Origin of the sequence: Neohoeflea coraliihabitans (genome assembly GCF_019334345.1) — a bacterium.
In the GTDB taxonomy this organism is placed as follows: domain Bacteria; phylum Pseudomonadota; class Alphaproteobacteria; order Rhizobiales; family Rhizobiaceae; genus Pseudohoeflea; species Pseudohoeflea coraliihabitans.
Window position 1 is genome coordinate 462,055 of record NZ_JAHWQX010000004.1, and the last position, 15,999, is coordinate 478,053.

The window sequence follows — 15,999 nt, forward strand, 5'->3', positions numbered from 1 at the left end:
CTTTCGCGTTCGACATCTTCAGCCAAGTAGCGCTGAGACGTCTGAGGTCCACCCGCCGCCGCGCGGTCCCGGCTAGCTCACATCGAACCAGGTCGTCATCCCCGCGGCCGCATGCTCCAGCATATGGCAGTGATACAGCCACTTACCGCGATTATCGGCGACGAACGCAATCTCGGTCGTCTGCTCCGGTCCGATCAGGAAGGTGTCGCGCCACGGCTGGTCCTCGTCGATCTCGCTGCCGGATCGCGACAAGACGCGAAAATGATGGCCGTGAACGTGCATGGCGTGCACCCAGCTGGTGAGATTGACTGTTTCAATGACAATCGTTTCTCCGGGTTCGGCGGCAAAAAGCGGCTCTTTGGCGAGATTGGCGATGCCGTTGAAGGCCCAGGACTGGCGCGTCCGCGGGAAATCCTCACCCTCGAGCCGCTTGCCATTGTAGGTGATATCCACCGGGCCGCCCATGGCGCCGCCCTGCATCACCACCTTGACCCGGCGCGCGCCGGCAAGGTCCGGCTCCGCGATCGCATTCGGCGCGAGCGGCAGAACGGCAGGCGCGGCATTGCTCGCCGTCTCGCCCGCGGTGGCCGCAAAACCCACCAGCGGGAACGGCCGCGTGGTCGACAGTTCCTCGATGACGAAATCCTCTTCCGCCTTGACGAGGAGATCCATACGTTGCGCTGGTCCAAGCAGCGCCGGCGCATAGGGCAGGGTGGCCGGCTCACGCAGCGGTTGCCCGTCATAAGCCAGGACCTTGGCGCCAAACCGGTTCGGGTCGATCTCGAAAACGCGCGCATTGGCGGCATTGATCAGCCGCAGCCTGTAGGTTTCGCCGCGCTTGAGCCGCAGCTTCGGCTGAGCCACGCCGTTCACCGTGATCCAGTTGCCGAGCCGCCCGCCATGCGCCCAGTCCATCAGGGCCCCGAAACTCTCGGTGTCGAGAATCCCCGGCTGCACGAGCCGCCAGTCGTCGACAACCAGCGTCAGGTCATGCGCCCGGTCAAAGGCCGGCTGTTCTTCATCGACGATCAGCGGCCCGTAAAGGCCCCGCCCGACCTGGTTCCAGCTCTTGTTGTGGGCGTGGTACCAATAGGTCCCGGCATCCGGAACCACGAAGTCGTAGGTAAAACTCTCCCCTGGTGCCACCGCCGCCTGCGTCAGCCCGGCGACGCCGTCCATGGCATTGTCGATGCGAATGCCGTGCCAGTGGATCGATGTCGGCTCTGTGAGCTCATTGGTGAAGCGCACTTTCACCCGCTCGCCGCGCTTCAGCCGGATTTCCGGCCCGGGCACCTGACCATTATAGGTCCAAAGCGGCGAGTCCGGCCCATCCGGCGTATAGAGTTTCCTGGCTGCCGGTCCGGCCTTAAGATCAAGCCATCCGTCACCGGTTTCAGCCAGTGACAGCGTCGGCAGCGGCAGCAGGGTTGCGGCACCGCCGGCCAGCAGGGAGCGTCGTGAGATCATCATTCCTGGTCCAGCAAATAGGTTGCGATAGCGCTCAGATCCTCGTCGGTGAGAAAGGCCGTGCCGTCGCGCACGACCTCGCCCATCGAGCCGCCGAACACGTCACCATCCGGCAGCACGCCGGTTTTCAACGCATAGGCAAGCGTCTGCCTGCTCCAGCCATTGTCGAGGAGCGCTTCGGCCGTGATCGGCGGCGCCACATCACCGTCCGGCAGATCCTCCGCACCATGCAGCTTCAGCTCAACCTGGCGCGCCCCGGCAAAATTGCGTGGCGTATGGCAGGCGCCGCAATGCGCCGGTCCCTCGACGATGTATCTGCCGCGGTTCCAACGCTCCGATTTGCCCGGCTCCGGCTTGAACGGTCCAGGTTTTAAAAACACCGCGCGCCACAGCTTAACCCCGTCGCGGAAACTGAACGGAAACGGCACCTCCTGTTCCCTCGAAGGCGTCGCGACCGGCGGAACCGTCTGGAACGCGGCCCACAGATCGGCGATATCCTGATCCGTTAACCGGCGGTAGAAGGGGTAGGGGAAGGCCGGATAATAAGGCTTGCCCTCCGGCGATACGCCTTGCCGCACCGCCCGCGCAAAATCCTTTCGCGACCACGATCCGATGCCTTCTTCAACATCGGTGGTCAGGTTGGGCGAATAAAAGGTTCCGAACTCGGTCGGCAGCGCGACGCCGCCGGCCAGCGGCGCCCCATTATTGGCGCTGTCGGTATGACAGGCGATGCATCCGGCCATGCGGGCAAGATAGGCGCCGCGGCCTGCATCCCCTGTCTTTTCGTCGAGTTGCACCGTTTCGCTGATCGGCCAATAGGCCAGACTGGCGACCACCGCACCGGCAAGGACCAGCGCCGCGAACGCAACAAGCAGGAGCTTTCTCATCGCCTACTTCTTCTCGCTGCGAAACTTGCTGTGGCAGGCCGAGCAGGTTCGCGCCAGCATGTTGAACACGCCATCGACGGGCATCGCGGCCAGTTGTTCGGCTGAGGGACCCGAGCGTCCCGCGCCCATCATGCCGCCGCTCATCATGCCGGAACCGCTGCCCATCATGGTCGACGAACCGCTGCCCATCATGCCGGAACCGGCCGTTCCCATCATGTCGGCCATCCCGGAGCCGCCCATTCCGGAGTTGGCGGTGTCGCCGCCGGGCATGGCAAGGCCATTGCCGGCCGCGGCCTCCAGGCCCTCGGCTTCGACGGCAAGGCGCTCAGCCAGGGCCGCGAAATTCTCCCAATCACTCCAGATGGCCGCCTTGGCCTCGGACGGCGCGCCGCCGCTGCCCTCCGGAAAGAGACGGGTTAGATTGTCACCGGAATGCACCCTGATGGTTCTGGCGCCTTCACGCATCGCATCGGCATCGTAAGCCACGTCGCCACGCATCATCGCCGACAGCTCTTTGACCACCTTGCCCATCGCCATCATGCCGTCCATGCGCTCCTTGACGATGCCGGTGGCGCCGCCATGCGCCAATGCCACGGCGCTGGCGCCGGTGAGCACGATTGCAGCGGTGAGGGTGGATTTCAAAAATTTCGTCATGTTTCTTCTCCTGGAATCGGGTCAATGCGGAGGCGTGCAAAGGCGCCCCGCGTGCAAGGTCAGGAGAGAGGTCGCGGAGGCGGAGGATCATGCGCCGTGTAATGCGGCAGTAAACGGTCGTTGCTGCCACGCCAAAGCTGTTGCCCGGTGTGAGCGCCGAGTGTCTGTTCCGCCGGCGGCAGCAGGATCGGTGCGCCGCAATGCAATGATGCCGATTCTGCGTCATCGGCGGGCGATCCGGACATTGCATGATCATGCGCGTCACTTGCGCTGACGACCACATCGGCAGTGAACGCGCTGCCTGCCGCAGGGAGCGCAGACACGCTGTCGGCGGCGATGTGCTCATGCGGTGTGGCTGCCCCATGCGCATAGGTGCCGCCGGCGACGGCCAGCATCACGGCCGCGCTGAAATGCAGCATCACCGCGAGGGTGGGAAGCAATTGGCGCCGCCAGCCCGCCATCAATCAGAGAATTCCGTTCGCACGCTGCAGGCTCCGCACATACTCGATAATCAGATTGACCTCGTCTTCGCTGACCCCCTCGACCGGCGGCATGTTGCCGAACCGCCAGTGATGCGCCCGCACGCCGCTCTTGGCAGCAAGCTGGAAGGCCATGTCGCTGTGGTGATTGGGCTCATACACCTTGTGCACCAGGGGCGGCGCCACGCCGTCCTGTCCGGCGGCGTTCTTGCCGTGGCAGGCGGCACAATTGGCGTCGAACAACGCCCGCCCCGCTTCGGCCTGTTCGGAGAGTTCGGGAACCTTCACCTCCACCAGCGGTGCGCCGGATATGCCGGCTGTGGTCTGCACGGAATGCGGATCCTGCTCGGCCGGCTTGAGATACTCGTAGGCCAGAACGCCGATGCCGAGTGCAAAAAAACCGATGACGAAATATTTCGGATTCACGTTCCAAACCCTTTTGCCGGCGCCCCGCCCTTATGGCCTGGCGCTGCTGTTTCCTACTGCCAAACACGGCATAGACCTTCCGCCTGCTGGAAGGTCAAGCGGCGGCTGGCAGCCTCACTTCAACGTGACACCTATCTAGGCCGCGCCGGCCGGCTTGCAAATTTTTTGGAACCTTCCAGCGTTGGAAGGTTGTTACATTCCGGTAGACGAAACTTCGGAGGCCATTTCCATGTCATATTGGCGATTTGCCGCCATGATCGCGACGTCCACCGTGGTCATGTTCGGCCTGATGTATATCAACACCTATCTGATCACCCATGTCTTCTTCAGTGAGACCCGCACCTACATGGCGATCCTGATGGGCGCCGTCATGGCGATCATCATGCTCAGCTTCATGCTGTCGATGTATTCCAACAAGAAGATCAACGCGGCGATTTTCATCGGCTCGCTGCTCGTTTTCGCCATAGCCCTCTGGCTGGTGCGCAGTCAGGTCACGGTCGCCGACACCAGCTATATGCGCGCCATGATCCCGCATCACTCGATCGCCATCATGACCTCGACGCGCGCCAATATCGAGGACAGCCGCGTGCGCAAGCTCGCCGACGAGATCATTTACGCCCAGGACAAGGAGATCGCCGAGATGCGCTATCTGATCGCCGAGATCGAGGCGAACGGGCCGCGCCAGGAGAGCGAGCCGGAGCCGCCGGCCGAGGTCATGAGCCTGCAACAGGCGCTGTCGACGCCCAAAACTGCGACGATGGACGCCGGGTTCATGCGGGCCGAGGACATCACGCAGGTCTTCCCCGAAGGCGCCGCCTGCGCCTTCCGCTACACCACGGACAGCCCGCCGGTGCTGGCGGTCGGCGAAACCGGCGAAGGTCTTGCTGCCCTTGTGAAGCTCGACGGCGATCTCGTCCGCCTCTCGCAAGGGGAAAGTGCCGAGGCGCGCGTCTGGTCCGCCCCTGGGATCGAGGCCCGGCTCAGCGCCGTTGAGGAGGATGATGCGCTCGGTGAGGACGACGACGAGGAAGCCGAACTTGTGCTGCGACTCGAACAGGGCCTGGAAGCGGGCTATCGCGGCTTTTACGGCTGCAGCACCTGAAACGGCTGACCGGAAGAAAGGTCGTGGGGCAGGGTGATCACATCCTGCCCTAAAGGCACAGCCGGATGATCTTCAACCCTGGCATTGAAGGGACAACGACATGGCAAAGACAGCGCAGCTTTATCGCATGGTCATGGACGACCATGTCTGCCCCTACGGACTGAAGTCCAAACACCTGCTCGAAAAGGAAGGCTACACGGTCGAGGACCATCATCTGACCTCGCGCGCGGAGACCGATGCCTTTCGCGCCGAGCACGACGTCAAGACAACACCGCAGACCTTCATCGATGGCAAGCGCATCGGCGGTCACGACGACCTTCTCGCGCATTTCGGCCGCCAGGTGAAGGATCCGGAAGCAACCACCTATCGCCCGGTGATCGCCATATTTGCCGTTGCGGCGCTGATGGCCCTGGCCCTGGGACTGGGCCTCCTCGGAACGGTCCTCCACATCCGGGTTCTCGAATGGTTCATCGCCATTTCCATGTGTTTTCTCGCCGTCCAGAAGCTTCAGGATGTCGAGAGCTTTTCGACCATGTTCCTCAATTATGACCTCCTGGCGCAGCGCTGGGTGCCCTATGGCCGCATCTATCCCTTCGGCGAGGCGCTGGCCGGTATCTTGATGGTCGGCGGCATTCTCAGCTTCATCTCCGTCCCGGTGGCCCTGTTCATCGGCACGATCGGCGCGGTGTCCGTGTTCAAGGCGGTCTATATCGACAGGCGCGAGCTCAAATGCGCCTGCGTCGGCGGCGCCTCGAATGTGCCGCTCGGCTTCGTCTCGCTGACCGAGAATCTGATGATGATCGCCATGGGGCTGTGGATGGGCGCGCGCTGGCTGGTCTAGCGTCGAAGGGAAGTAAAGCCGGCGCGAGATGCGTTTGAAGCCGACACAGAGACGAGTGCGCCCGAGCGGAAAAACTGGTGCCCCCGGAGAGACTCGAACTCCCGACCCCCTGATTACAAATCAGATGCTCTACCAACTGAGCTACAAGGGCACAGCGACGGAACTAGCATATTTTGTCCCACAGGCAAGGGGGAAATGCCGCGCCCGGGCGATCCGCCAGTCAGCCAGCCAGTGAACGGGCCAATCAGCAGGCCAATCAGCAAGCAAGTCAGTCAGCGAAAAAGTCAGCCGGCGGACTGGGTCCGCAGATGCGCCCGCGCCGCATACAGGGCGATGGCCGTGGCGTTCGACACATTCAGCGATTTGATCGCCCCCGGCATGTCGAGCCGCGCCAGATCCGAGACCGTGGCGCGCGTCTTTTGCCGCAGCCCCTTGCCTTCGGCGCCGACGATCAGCGCGATCTTGCCGCCCGAGAAACTGGCTTCAAGCGGGGCGTCACCCTCCGAATCCAGCCCGATAGTCTGATAGCCCTGGGCCGCCACCGTGGTGATTGCCTCGGCAAGGTTGCGCGTCACGATGATATCGATCAGTTCCAGCGCGCCGGAGGCGCTTTTGGCCAGCACGCCCGATTCCTGCGGACTGTGGCGCTGCGTGGTAATCACCGCGCCCGCATCAAAGGCCACGGCAGAGCGCAGCACGGCGCCGACATTATGCGGATCGGTCACCTGATCGAGGATGACGATCAGCGGCGTGTCGCCAAGCGCCGACAGGGGCCGCGGCTCAAGCGGCCGCGCCTCGATGAGCACGCCCTGATGCACCGCATCGTCACCGAGCATCTTGTCGAGTTCGCCCGGGTGCACGACATCACAGGCAAAGGGCAGGGCGGCCGGATCATCGATCTCAAGGCGGCGCAGGGCGTTCTGCGACACCCACATGCGCTCGATGCGCCGCCTTTCATTGCTGAGCGCCGCGCGCACGGTGTGCAGCCCGTACAGATGCACGCTGTCGGCGGGCGCCTTTGCGCCATAGAGGCTGCCCTTGCGCGCCGGACGTGTGGAATCGCGGCCACCCCGGCCCGGTGTCAGCGGCGGCAGGCCTTCCTTCTGCCGCTTGGCATCGCGAAAGGCGCGGCGCTTTTGCGCATAGTCACTGTCGCGATCGGCCTTCGGGTCGTCGCCGGCCTTTCGGCCGGAACCGGCGCGTTTGTCGGGATCGAAAGACGAGGGCATGGCAAATCCACTTCCAAGGTGAGGGGGCAGCCGGCGGCTGACGGCAGCGGCGTCGGTGCCCCGCGCCGGCCGCTTTCGCCGCGCTTATACGCCATTGAGCCGCCAGCGCAATCGCTGCCGCCGGTGTCCTCGGCCACGCATTCTGCCTCGAGCGCGGCGTTCGCCTGCGGCAAGATCTGCGAATTCGCGCCGACGTCCTGATTTTGCTTGGCAAAAGCCGCACAACCGTGTTGACAGCGCCAGCCGCGGACGGCATAACCGCGACCGCAGAACGGCCTGCGCTTTGCCTGCCGTTCGACTGCCCATGCGTGATGCGCATGATCCACGGTGGTTTTCCGGAGGGATGCGTGAGTGGTTAAAACGGACGGACTGTAAATCCGTTGCCTATGGCTACGTTGGTTCGAATCCAACTCCCTCCACCATCGCCGTTGGGCTTGCGGGTATAGCTCAATGGTAGAGCAGCAGCCTTCCAAGCTGAATATGCGGGTTCGATTCCCGCTACCCGCTCCAACACTTTCAAGCCATGGCTGAGCACAAAACCGCCGCGCCGGTCCTGCACCACCAATCGACCTCGACCTAGTACAGCTGCGGCCGCCTGTCCGAGCGATAGGTCGCAATGGCGCGCCATCGTTCAAGCTCGTCGCTGTCATAGTCGAGATCCGCTGCCGCAAAGCCCTGGGCTTCGCCGACCGAGGCAAGCACCTTTCCGGAGGGGGCGACGACGCAGGAATGGCCGAGGGATTGAAAACCCTGTTCCGGACCGATGCCGTTTGCCATCGCCAGCCACACGCCGTTTTCCAGGGCCCGGGTGCGCGCCAGAGAGGTCACCGTGCCGCCGCTCCAGTCCCAGACCTGACGCTGGAAATCATCGCCGATCCAATTGGTGCTGTTGATCACCAGATCGGCGCCGAGGTCGGCGAGCTTGCGGATGAATTCGGGGAAAATGAGATCATAACAAATGCTCAGGCCAATGCGGCCGATGCCGGTTTCCACGACCACGGCTTCCTCTCCCTGAGCGTACCACTGGCGCTCGGAGGAAAAGAGATGGCACTTCTTGTAGGTCGCCAGATGCGTTCCATCCGGGGCAAACAGCAACTGGGCGTCATAAAACCTGGCCCCGTCGCGAATGGCCATGCCGACGGCGACATGGATCGCGTTCGCCCTGGCAAACTCCGCTATTTGGGTCGCGGAAGGGCCATCATCGGTCTCCGCCAGCCGGTCGAGGGCGTCTGCGATGAAGTAGCCGGTTGTCGCCGTTTCGTGCAGGACAACCAGATCGGCCCCGTCGGACGATGCCTGGCTTATCAGGGACCCGATTGTCTCGAGATTCCTGGCGACATCGCTGCCTGCGCAATGGAACTGCGCGACGGCCACGCGTGGGCTTCTGGAGGGAGTTGCAATCATGAGGTCTCCTTTGCCGGCGCTGCGCCGGAAGCTGCCATGAGGATATCTTTTTCACTGGTCTGCCGGGCCGGCATCTCCGCGACAAAGCGCCGGTCGCGCATCGTCAGGATCCGATGGCTGAGGCTCAGCAATTCTTCGATTTCCGATGAGATGACCAGCACAGCCGTGCCTTGCGCTGCCAGGCCGCGCAGGATGTCGTGAATTTCCGCCTTGCCTCCGACATCGACACCACGCGTCGGCTCGTCGCAGATCAGCAGTTTGGGATGGGTCAACAGGGCCCGTGCCATGACGACCTTCTGCTGATTGCCGCCTGAAAGTTTGCTGATCGGAAGCGAGAGGCTGGCGGCCACCAGATGCAGGCGTTCCAGCATGCTTGCGGCTCGGTCCCGTTCGGCGCGCCGGTTGCGTATTCCGCCTTGCGCAAGGTCGGGCAGGGCGGCCGCAGTCGCATTGGCAACGAGGTCGAGGCCGGAAAATATCCCGTCGCGCTTGCGGTCCTCGGTAAGATAGACCACGCCCTCGCGCATGGCTTGGCGCGGCGATTTGAGCGAAAGCGTTTTCCCGTCCCGCTCGATACGCACCGCGCCGTTCCGCCCTGATAATCCGGCGAGAGATCGTGCGAAACCGGTCCGCCCCGCGCCGACCAGCCCGGCGATCCCGACAATCTCGCCACATCGGATCCGGATGGTCTGGGGATCGCCGGAGCTCTTGTATTCAATCGTGTAGCTTTCGGCGTTTTCCTGTACTGGCGCTGGTTGCTTGGGCAGGGCGCGCTCCCTGCCGGTCATCCGGTTGACGATCTCGCTGATCGATGACCCTGCCGCTGCCAGGGTCTCGATCTTTCTGCCGTCCCGGAACACGGTGATGCGATCGGCGATGTTGAGGATTTCCTCAAGCCGGTGCGACACAAACAGGATCAGCAGATTGTCGTCGCGAAGGCGCCGCATGATCGAGAACAGGTTCTCCTGTTCCCTCAGCGATAGGACCGCGGTGGGCTCATCGAGAATGAGGACGCGCGAGGCGTAGGTCAGGGCGCGCGCGATTTCCACCATCTGCTGCTGGGCAACGCTCAGGCTTTCCACTTCGGCGGCGGGATCAAGTTCAATCTTGTATTTCGACAACAGGGCCCGCGTGTCGGCCATGAGCCGGGCCGGATCGATCAAGCCGAAACGGTTGCGTGGCTCTCTGCCCAGGAAGACATTGCGCGCCACCGACAATTGCGGAACCAGGCTGAACTCCTGGTACACCGTTGCGATACCCATGGACTGCGCAGCCTGCGGATTGGCGAAACGCACATTCTTTCCATCGAGCGAGATCGAACCGCTGCTCGGGGATACGGTGCCGGAAATGAGGTTCATCAGGGTTGATTTGCCGGCGCCGTTGGCGCCGACAATGGCATGGATTTCTCCCGCAGTCGCACTTAAGGAGACATCGGAAAGCGCCGCGACGCCCGAATACCTTTTTGACAGGTTGCTGACCTCAAGTACGGGCACGGCGGCGTCTTCCCTTACTGCTGCGGCAGGAACTCTTCGGGCAGCGAACTGGCCCACCAGTCGTCGGGGGCCTGCGGGCTGACCAGCGCTTCGATGTCAGACGGTGCAATATATTCCGACTCAACGGCTGTGCCCCTCGGAACGGACGTGCCGTCGAGGATGTCGAGGCCGACCTGCAAGGCGACCTGTCCGGCGCGCGTCGGGAAGGTGACGGCGCCACCCTGCTGATGTTCCGCGACCCATTTCAGCCAGCCATTATATTCGTCACCGGGCGAAAAGGTGACTTCGCTCAAACGTCCGGCTTCGTCGAATGCCTCGACCATGCCGAGCGACATCTGTCCCGCCGGTGAATAGACGCCGGTGATGGTGGGAAAGCGTTGCAGAAGATTCTCGGTGATCTGCTTGGCCTTGCCGCGGTTCCAGTCACCGTACTCGACGCTCAGCAGTTCGACATCGGGATAATCCTCAAGCACGGCCTCCAGGGCTTCGAGTTGTTCTACCGCCGCGGTCGTGCCGGCAATCGGCAGCATGGCGACGATCTTGCCCTTGCCATCGATGTCCTTCATCAACTGCCGCGCGACCATTTCGCCCAGCTTGTACTGGCTGATATAGGCATTGGCGACCGTACCCTCCGAATCCGTGAATCCGCCGCCGGCTTGCACCGTCGGAATTCCCGCATCGACGGCGCGCTTGAGCACATCCTCGACTGACGCATCATCGACCGGCCAGTAAATCAGAAGGTCGATATCCTGGCGCATCAGGTCCTCGATGTCCGAGACCTGCTTGGCCGGATTGAAGCCCGCATCGGTTACCACGACATTCTCGATCTCGGAGTGCTTTGAAGCCTCCCAGTGAATGTGCTGCAGAGCGAACACCACCCATGAATTGGCCAGGTAGCCGGCTGAGACCCCAACCTTCAACGGCCCGTCTTTTTTGAACTGGGCCGTGTCGACCATTTCGGCGGCTTTCGCCGTGCGGGCGGCATCGCTCGCCTGGTCGGCAAGCGCCGGTCCGGTCAGGAGTGCCGCGGTGGAGACACCGGCAAGCGTGAGAAGAAATCGTCTTGTAAGGCTCATTTTGTTTCCCTCTTTGCGTTTTGTTGTCAGCTGCTGGTTCTGCTCAGCCATCCATGAAGAGCCGAGGCGAGAATGATGATGGTGCCCATGACGACGAGCTGCATGTGGTAGGGCAGGCCGCCGATATTGACGAGATTGAAGGCGATGACGAGGATGAGCACACCCGCCAGCGTGCCGGTGATCCCGCCACGCCCGCCTTCGAATGTGGTTCCCCCGAGCACGACCGCGGCAAGAACCTGAAACTCCAGTCCCTGACCGGCCGATGTGCTTGAAACGCCCGATCGCGCAAGCAGGGCAATACCTGCAAAGGCGCCGAACAGGCCTGACAGGCTGTAGGTGGCCATCGTGACGGCGCGAATGGGAAGGCCGGAAAGCAGGGCCGCCGACCGGTTGGATCCGATGAGGAAAACCTGCCTGCCGAACACCGTGCATTTCTCGATCAACAGACCCAGCCCGAGCAACACGAAGAACGCCAGGGTGAGCACGGGCACGCTTCCGCCCATCCGGTGGTTGAAGAACTCGCGGAAGCCCGGCGAGACGATGCCCTTGGCTGTGCCGCCACTGTAGATCTGCGTCAGGCCGACGATCGCGACGCCCATGCCGAGGGTCAGGATGAAGGGCGAGACCCGGCTGAAGGCGATCAAGGCCCCGTTCATTGCGCCGATGACGAGACCTGCCGCCAATGTCAGGAGGATGGCGGAGTGCAGATTGGCGGCATCTCCCGCCATCAGCGAAGCGCACAGCACCGAGGTCAGCGAGATGACCGCGCCGATGGAGAGATCGACGCCGCCGAGGATCATCACGAGCGTGACGCCGATGGCCGCAATGCCGACCGGAGTGACCTGGCGGACCATGTTGAACAGATATTTCGGATCGCCGAAGGCCGAGGAGGCGGCAAGACCGGCGAGATAGATGCCGACCAGCACGAGGAAGATGGCGTATCGGCCGAGGTCCTCGCGACGCCCCAGCATCGTGCCGTGGGTGCGCGTCGTCATGCCTGCCCCTTGCGTGACTGGTTCAGGAGAATGGCGAGAACGACGATCGCGCCCTTGATGAACATCTGCAGATAGGCCGACACTTCGAGCAGGTTGAGCAGATTCGAGATGCAGGCGAGGAGCACGACGCCGGCCAGGGACCGAAGCACGCTGCCGCGACCGCCGGACAGGGCGGTGCCGCCAAGCACCACCGCAACAATGGCATCGAGTTCCAAACCGTTGCCGGCCAGCGGATACCCCGTCCCGATCCGGCCCGCGAGCAGGAGCCCGGCAAGCGCGGCGGTGATGCCGGACACGACAAACACCGCCAGCCGGATCCTCCAGAGGCGAATTCCGGCGCGGCGTGCACTTTCCGCATTCCCGCCTGCCGCGACAAGATGATAGCCAAACCGGGTCCGCGTCAGCACCAGATGCGCGCCAAAGGCAAGGGCGATCACGAGAAAAGCCGAAAGCGGAATGCCGAAAAGGTCATTATTGGCGAGTGCAGAAAGCCACTCGGATGTCCGGCCGACGCTTCTGTCGGTATAGGTGAAGATAATGCCCTGCAGCACGGACAGCATGCCGAATGTCAGGATCAGCGGGTGCAGTCTCAACAGGTTCAGAAGCACGCCGTTGAAAAATCCGATGCCGGCGCCGATACACAGCATCAGCATCGCAACGGGAAGCGTCATTGACGTATCACCGTTGATCATCGCGGAACTGAGAACGACCACCAGGCCCGCGATCTGGCCGACACTCAGATCGATCATCCCAGCCGTGATGACATAAGTCTGGCCAATGGCGAGAACGCCCAGAACCGCCGATTGCCGGGCCACATTGGCCAAATTTTGGAGATCAAGGAAGCCGGGAACAAACAGGGCTGCGCCGAGCATCCCGGCGCCGATCATCCACCAGACGGCATTTTCGTGGCTTGAGGCCCGGTGAATGTGAGAGAGGACCCGAAGGGAGGGGGACTTGCTGCGGCTGACCTCGGTCAAGGCGACCCCTTTCTGCGTGGCACTTCCATTCACGGTTGCCCGGCAGAATGCGGTAGGTTAGAAATCGAGTCAAGCCTAACCAACTGGATGGTTGAGAAATGTCTGAAGGCACAAAGCAACGCAAAGGCGCCCGCGAAGCCAACGAGTCGACGCGGCAGAGTCTTCTGCTTGCCGCGCGCGAGGCGTTTGTGGCCGGCGGTCTGGAGGGCGCCCGCGTCGACGACATCGCGCTCCGGGCGGGGAGCAACAAGCAGCTTGTCTATCATTACTTCGGAAGCAAGGACGGGCTTTACACCGCGGTTCTGGAGCAGGTGTACCAGGAGATCCGCGAGCAGGAGGCAGCGCTTCATCTGGACATGTTCCCCGCCGAGGAGGCGATGCGCAAGCTGATCGAGTTCAGTTTCGACTATCTGCGCCAGTCACCCGGATTTGTAAGGCTTCTCGTCGATGAAAACATTCATTTTGGCCGGCACCTCAAGGAGACGTCGACGGTCCGGGAGATGAACCGGCCAGTCATCGATCTCATCGCGCAGACGCTTGAACGCGGGGTGGCCGACGGCGTGTTTCGCAGGGGGCTCGATCCGTTGCACGTCTATCTGTCGATCGCCGGCATGTCGTTCTTCTATTTCGCCAACATCCACACTCTCAGTCGGGCTTTCAGTCGCAATCTGGAGGACGAGGCGGAGATGGAGGCGCGCAAGGCGCATATTGTCGATTTCGCGCTGAATGCCATTCGTGTGCGTTCCGATGGCGGCGCGCTGCCTTGACATTCTCTGCTCCTGATCGGATTATCAACTAAATAGTTGATCCAACAATTCGCCGGCCTCGGGAGAAGCAGATGCAGCATCAGGACCATGCAGGTGAGGCGGAGCGCGGTTTTGCCGACGTCGAGGCGCTCGAGGAAAGATTGTCCCGACCCGATGACGACGTCATCGCTGATCTCGCCGGCATTGACGGGGACATCATGGTGCTCGGAGCCACCGGCAAGATCGGCCCGACGCTGACACGGATGGCAAAGCGCGCGGCTCCCGACAAACGGGTCATCGCCGTGGCCCGGTTTACCGACCCGTCCCTGGTCGACCGGTTCCAGTCCCAGGACATCGAGACGATCAAGGCGGATCTGCTGGACCGGGAAGCGATTGCCGCGCTGCCCGATGTCAGGAACGTCCTGTTCATCGCGGGATTCAAGTTTGGTGCCTCGGGCACACCCGCCCGGACCTGGGCCACCAACACCTTGTTGCCTGCCCAGGTGGCTGCCGGCCTGTCCGATCGCAGATTGGTGGCCTTCTCAACCGGCTGTGTCTACCCGTTCGTGCCGATCACCTCCGGAGGCGCGACCGAGGATTACCCGCTCACACCGCTTGGCGAATATGCAAACAGCTGTGTCGGACGGGAACGCGCCATTGAGTGGGAGGCGTCGCGCAACGGTACGGCCACATTGATGTTCCGGCTCAATTACGCAATCGACTGCCGTTACGGCGTTCTGCATGACATCGCCATGAAGGTGTTTCACGATCAGCCCGTCGACCTGACCACCGGGTATGTCAATGTCCTGTGGCAGGGGGACAACAATGCGATGGCGCTTCGCTCGCTCAAGTTTTGCGCCACGCCGACCGCTGCCCTGAATGTGACGGGCCCTGAAACACTGTCGATCCGCTATCTGGCTGAGGAACTGGCCAAGCGGATGGGCAAGACGCCGGTGTTTTCCGGACAGGAGGCCGAGACGGCCTGGCTGAACAATGCCGGCAAGGCATTCGGCCTCATGGGATACCCGAAGGTCAGCCTGCATCAGATGCTCGACTGGGTCGCCGAATGGATCATCCGCGAAATGCCGAGTCTCGGCAAGCCGACAGGCTTCGAGGTCCGCGACGGTGCCTATTGAGTTCCCGAGCCAGAGCTATTTTACAAGGACGCGGTATGCATTTTTCCTCCATTCCCTCGGACGTCCGAAGCCGCTTTCGAGACGGCGTCGTCATTCCGGCCCAACCACTCGCCCTGACGGCCGCACGCCAATTCGATGTGCACCGACAGCGCGCCCTGACCCGCTACTATTGTGATGCCGGGGCCGGCGGGCTGGCGGTCGGCGTGCATACGACCCAGTTCGCGATCAGGGATGTCGGACTGTACCGCCCGGTTCTCGAAACAGCGGCGGAAACGGCGTCCGACTGGTGTTCAACGCCCCTGGTGATGATAGCGGGGGTGGCCGGCAAGACCGCGCAGGCGCTTGAAGAGGCGAGGACCGCCCGGGCAATAGGCTACCACGCCGTTTTGCTCAGCCTGGCGGCCCTGAAGGGCGGCAGCGAAGACGAGCTGATTGAGCACTGCCAGGCCGTGGCTCGCGAAATGCCGCTGGTTGGTTTCTACCTGCAGCCCGCCGTTGGCGGAATGCCCCTTGGCGCGTCCTTCTGGCAGCGCTTTGCCGCGATCGAGAATGTCATCGGAATCAAGGTTGCACCCTTCAATCGTTACGCGACGCTTGATGTCATGGCCGGCGTTGCCGCGGCTAACGCGGCGGATCGTGTTACCCTTTATACCGGCAATGACGATCACATCGTGCTGGATCTCGTAACCCCATTCCGGACCGAAGCCGGTGAACTGCACTTTGCCGGCGGGCTGCTCGGGCACTGGTCGGTGTGGACACAGAAAGCCGTCGAGATCCTGGAGCGCTGCAAGGCGGCACAGGCGGAAGCGGCGATATCCAAGGATCTTCTGGCGCTCGACAGCGCGGTGACCGACTGCAATGCGGCGTTTTTCGACGCCGGGAACGCTTTCCACGGCGTGATTGCCGGCTGTCACGAGGTTTTGAGGCGGCAGGGCCTTCTCGAAGGTCGCTGGTGTCTCGACCCGGACGAGGATCTCAGTCCGGGTCAGTCGGAGGCCATCGATCGGGTGTATCGGCGGTATCCGGACCTCAACGATGATGCCTTTGTCCAAGCCAATCTCTCACGCTGGCTGGGGGACGCTTGAGT

At 62.6% G+C, this 15,999-nt stretch carries 16 protein-coding genes and 3 tRNA genes; 7 read left to right on the plus strand and 12 right to left on the minus strand.

What is annotated here, in order from left to right; all coding sequences use genetic code 11:
• Positions 1-72: 72 nt before the first annotated feature.
• From KY465_RS16980 to KY465_RS17000, 5 genes are read right to left on the minus strand one after another with little or no spacing between them, the layout of a single operon-like run.
• Positions 73-1,470: a multicopper oxidase family protein gene (locus KY465_RS16980; RefSeq protein WP_255561766.1), complete on the minus strand. Its 1,398-nt coding sequence runs from the start codon at positions 1,468-1,470 to the stop codon at positions 73-75.
• Positions 1,467-2,354: a c-type cytochrome gene (locus tag KY465_RS16985; RefSeq protein WP_219203270.1), complete on the minus strand. Its 888-nt coding sequence runs from the start codon at positions 2,352-2,354 to the stop codon at positions 1,467-1,469. Before KY465_RS16985 ends, KY465_RS16980 begins: the two co-directional genes overlap by 4 nt.
• A gap of 3 nt (positions 2,355-2,357) precedes the next feature.
• A complete protein-coding gene (locus KY465_RS16990; protein ID WP_219203271.1) occupies positions 2,358-3,008 on the minus strand; it encodes a c-type cytochrome in 651 nt (216 codons plus the stop codon).
• A gap of 59 nt (positions 3,009-3,067) precedes the next feature.
• Positions 3,068-3,469 (minus strand): hypothetical protein, encoded by a 402-nt coding sequence (locus tag KY465_RS16995; protein ID WP_219203272.1) that lies wholly within the window; start codon positions 3,467-3,469, stop codon positions 3,068-3,070.
• Between the two features lie 3 nt (positions 3,470-3,472).
• The gene (locus KY465_RS17000) at positions 3,473-3,913 is read right to left on the minus strand and encodes a c-type cytochrome (protein WP_346432660.1); all 441 of its coding nucleotides are present in this window, start codon (positions 3,911-3,913) and stop codon (positions 3,473-3,475) included.
• A 229-nt stretch (positions 3,914-4,142) separates the two neighbouring features.
• On the opposite strand from KY465_RS17000, the gene KY465_RS17005 reads away from it, so the two are divergent.
• Together KY465_RS17005 and KY465_RS17010 are read left to right on the plus strand one after the other, a co-directional pair.
• On the plus strand, positions 4,143-5,015 hold the full coding sequence (locus KY465_RS17005) for a DUF6692 family protein (RefSeq protein WP_219203273.1): 873 nt from the start codon (positions 4,143-4,145) through the stop codon (positions 5,013-5,015).
• A 100-nt stretch (positions 5,016-5,115) separates the two neighbouring features.
• A complete protein-coding gene (locus tag KY465_RS17010; protein ID WP_219203274.1) occupies positions 5,116-5,856 on the plus strand; it encodes a MauE/DoxX family redox-associated membrane protein in 741 nt (246 codons plus the stop codon).
• A 75-nt stretch (positions 5,857-5,931) separates the two neighbouring features.
• On the opposite strand, the gene KY465_RS17015 is transcribed toward KY465_RS17010, so the two are convergent.
• Positions 5,932-6,007, minus strand: a tRNA-Thr gene (locus tag KY465_RS17015).
• Between the two features lie 133 nt (positions 6,008-6,140).
• A complete protein-coding gene (locus KY465_RS17020) occupies positions 6,141-7,085 on the minus strand; it encodes a TrmH family RNA methyltransferase (RefSeq protein ID WP_219203275.1) in 945 nt (314 codons plus the stop codon).
• A gap of 337 nt (positions 7,086-7,422) precedes the next feature.
• On the opposite strand from KY465_RS17020, the gene KY465_RS17025 reads away from it, so the two are divergent.
• Both KY465_RS17025 and KY465_RS17030 read left to right on the plus strand, forming a co-directional pair.
• Positions 7,423-7,507 (plus strand) — tRNA-Tyr (locus KY465_RS17025).
• 14 nt (positions 7,508-7,521) lie between these two features.
• A tRNA-Gly gene (locus KY465_RS17030) sits at positions 7,522-7,595 on the plus strand.
• A gap of 66 nt (positions 7,596-7,661) precedes the next feature.
• On the opposite strand, the gene KY465_RS17035 is transcribed toward KY465_RS17030, so the two are convergent.
• The 5 genes from KY465_RS17035 to KY465_RS17055 are packed head-to-tail and all read right to left on the minus strand — an operon-like array spanning position 7,662 to position 13,030.
• Entirely contained in the window at positions 7,662-8,489 is an 828-nt protein-coding gene (locus KY465_RS17035) for a carbon-nitrogen hydrolase family protein (RefSeq protein ID WP_219203276.1), read from the minus strand.
• Entirely contained in the window at positions 8,486-9,982 is a 1,497-nt protein-coding gene (locus KY465_RS17040; RefSeq protein WP_219203277.1) for a sugar ABC transporter ATP-binding protein, read from the minus strand. The genes KY465_RS17035 and KY465_RS17040 overlap by 4 nt, the downstream gene beginning before the upstream one ends.
• A gap of 14 nt (positions 9,983-9,996) precedes the next feature.
• Complete coding sequence (locus KY465_RS17045) at positions 9,997-11,058, minus strand: substrate-binding domain-containing protein (RefSeq protein WP_219203278.1); 1,062 nt, start codon at positions 11,056-11,058, stop codon at positions 9,997-9,999.
• 26 nt (positions 11,059-11,084) lie between these two features.
• Positions 11,085-12,053, minus strand: coding sequence for an ABC transporter permease (locus KY465_RS17050; protein ID WP_219203279.1), 969 nt, complete (start codon positions 12,051-12,053; stop codon positions 11,085-11,087).
• Positions 12,050-13,030 (minus strand): ABC transporter permease, encoded by a 981-nt coding sequence (locus KY465_RS17055; RefSeq protein WP_219203280.1) that lies wholly within the window; start codon positions 13,028-13,030, stop codon positions 12,050-12,052. The genes KY465_RS17050 and KY465_RS17055 overlap by 4 nt, the downstream gene beginning before the upstream one ends.
• Before the next feature lie 98 nt (positions 13,031-13,128).
• Here KY465_RS17055 and KY465_RS17060 point away from each other — a divergent pair, with 98 nt between their 5' ends.
• The 3 genes from KY465_RS17060 (at position 13,129) to KY465_RS17070 (ending at position 15,997) form a co-directional block, all read left to right on the plus strand.
• Positions 13,129-13,797: a TetR/AcrR family transcriptional regulator gene (locus KY465_RS17060; protein ID WP_219203281.1), complete on the plus strand. Its 669-nt coding sequence runs from the start codon at positions 13,129-13,131 to the stop codon at positions 13,795-13,797.
• A 71-nt stretch (positions 13,798-13,868) separates the two neighbouring features.
• Positions 13,869-14,912 (plus strand): NAD-dependent epimerase/dehydratase family protein, encoded by a 1,044-nt coding sequence (locus KY465_RS17065; protein WP_219203282.1) that lies wholly within the window; start codon positions 13,869-13,871, stop codon positions 14,910-14,912.
• A gap of 35 nt (positions 14,913-14,947) precedes the next feature.
• The gene (locus tag KY465_RS17070; protein WP_219203283.1) at positions 14,948-15,997 is read left to right on the plus strand and encodes a dihydrodipicolinate synthase family protein; all 1,050 of its coding nucleotides are present in this window, start codon (positions 14,948-14,950) and stop codon (positions 15,995-15,997) included.
• The last annotated feature ends 2 nt before the right edge of the window (positions 15,998-15,999 follow it).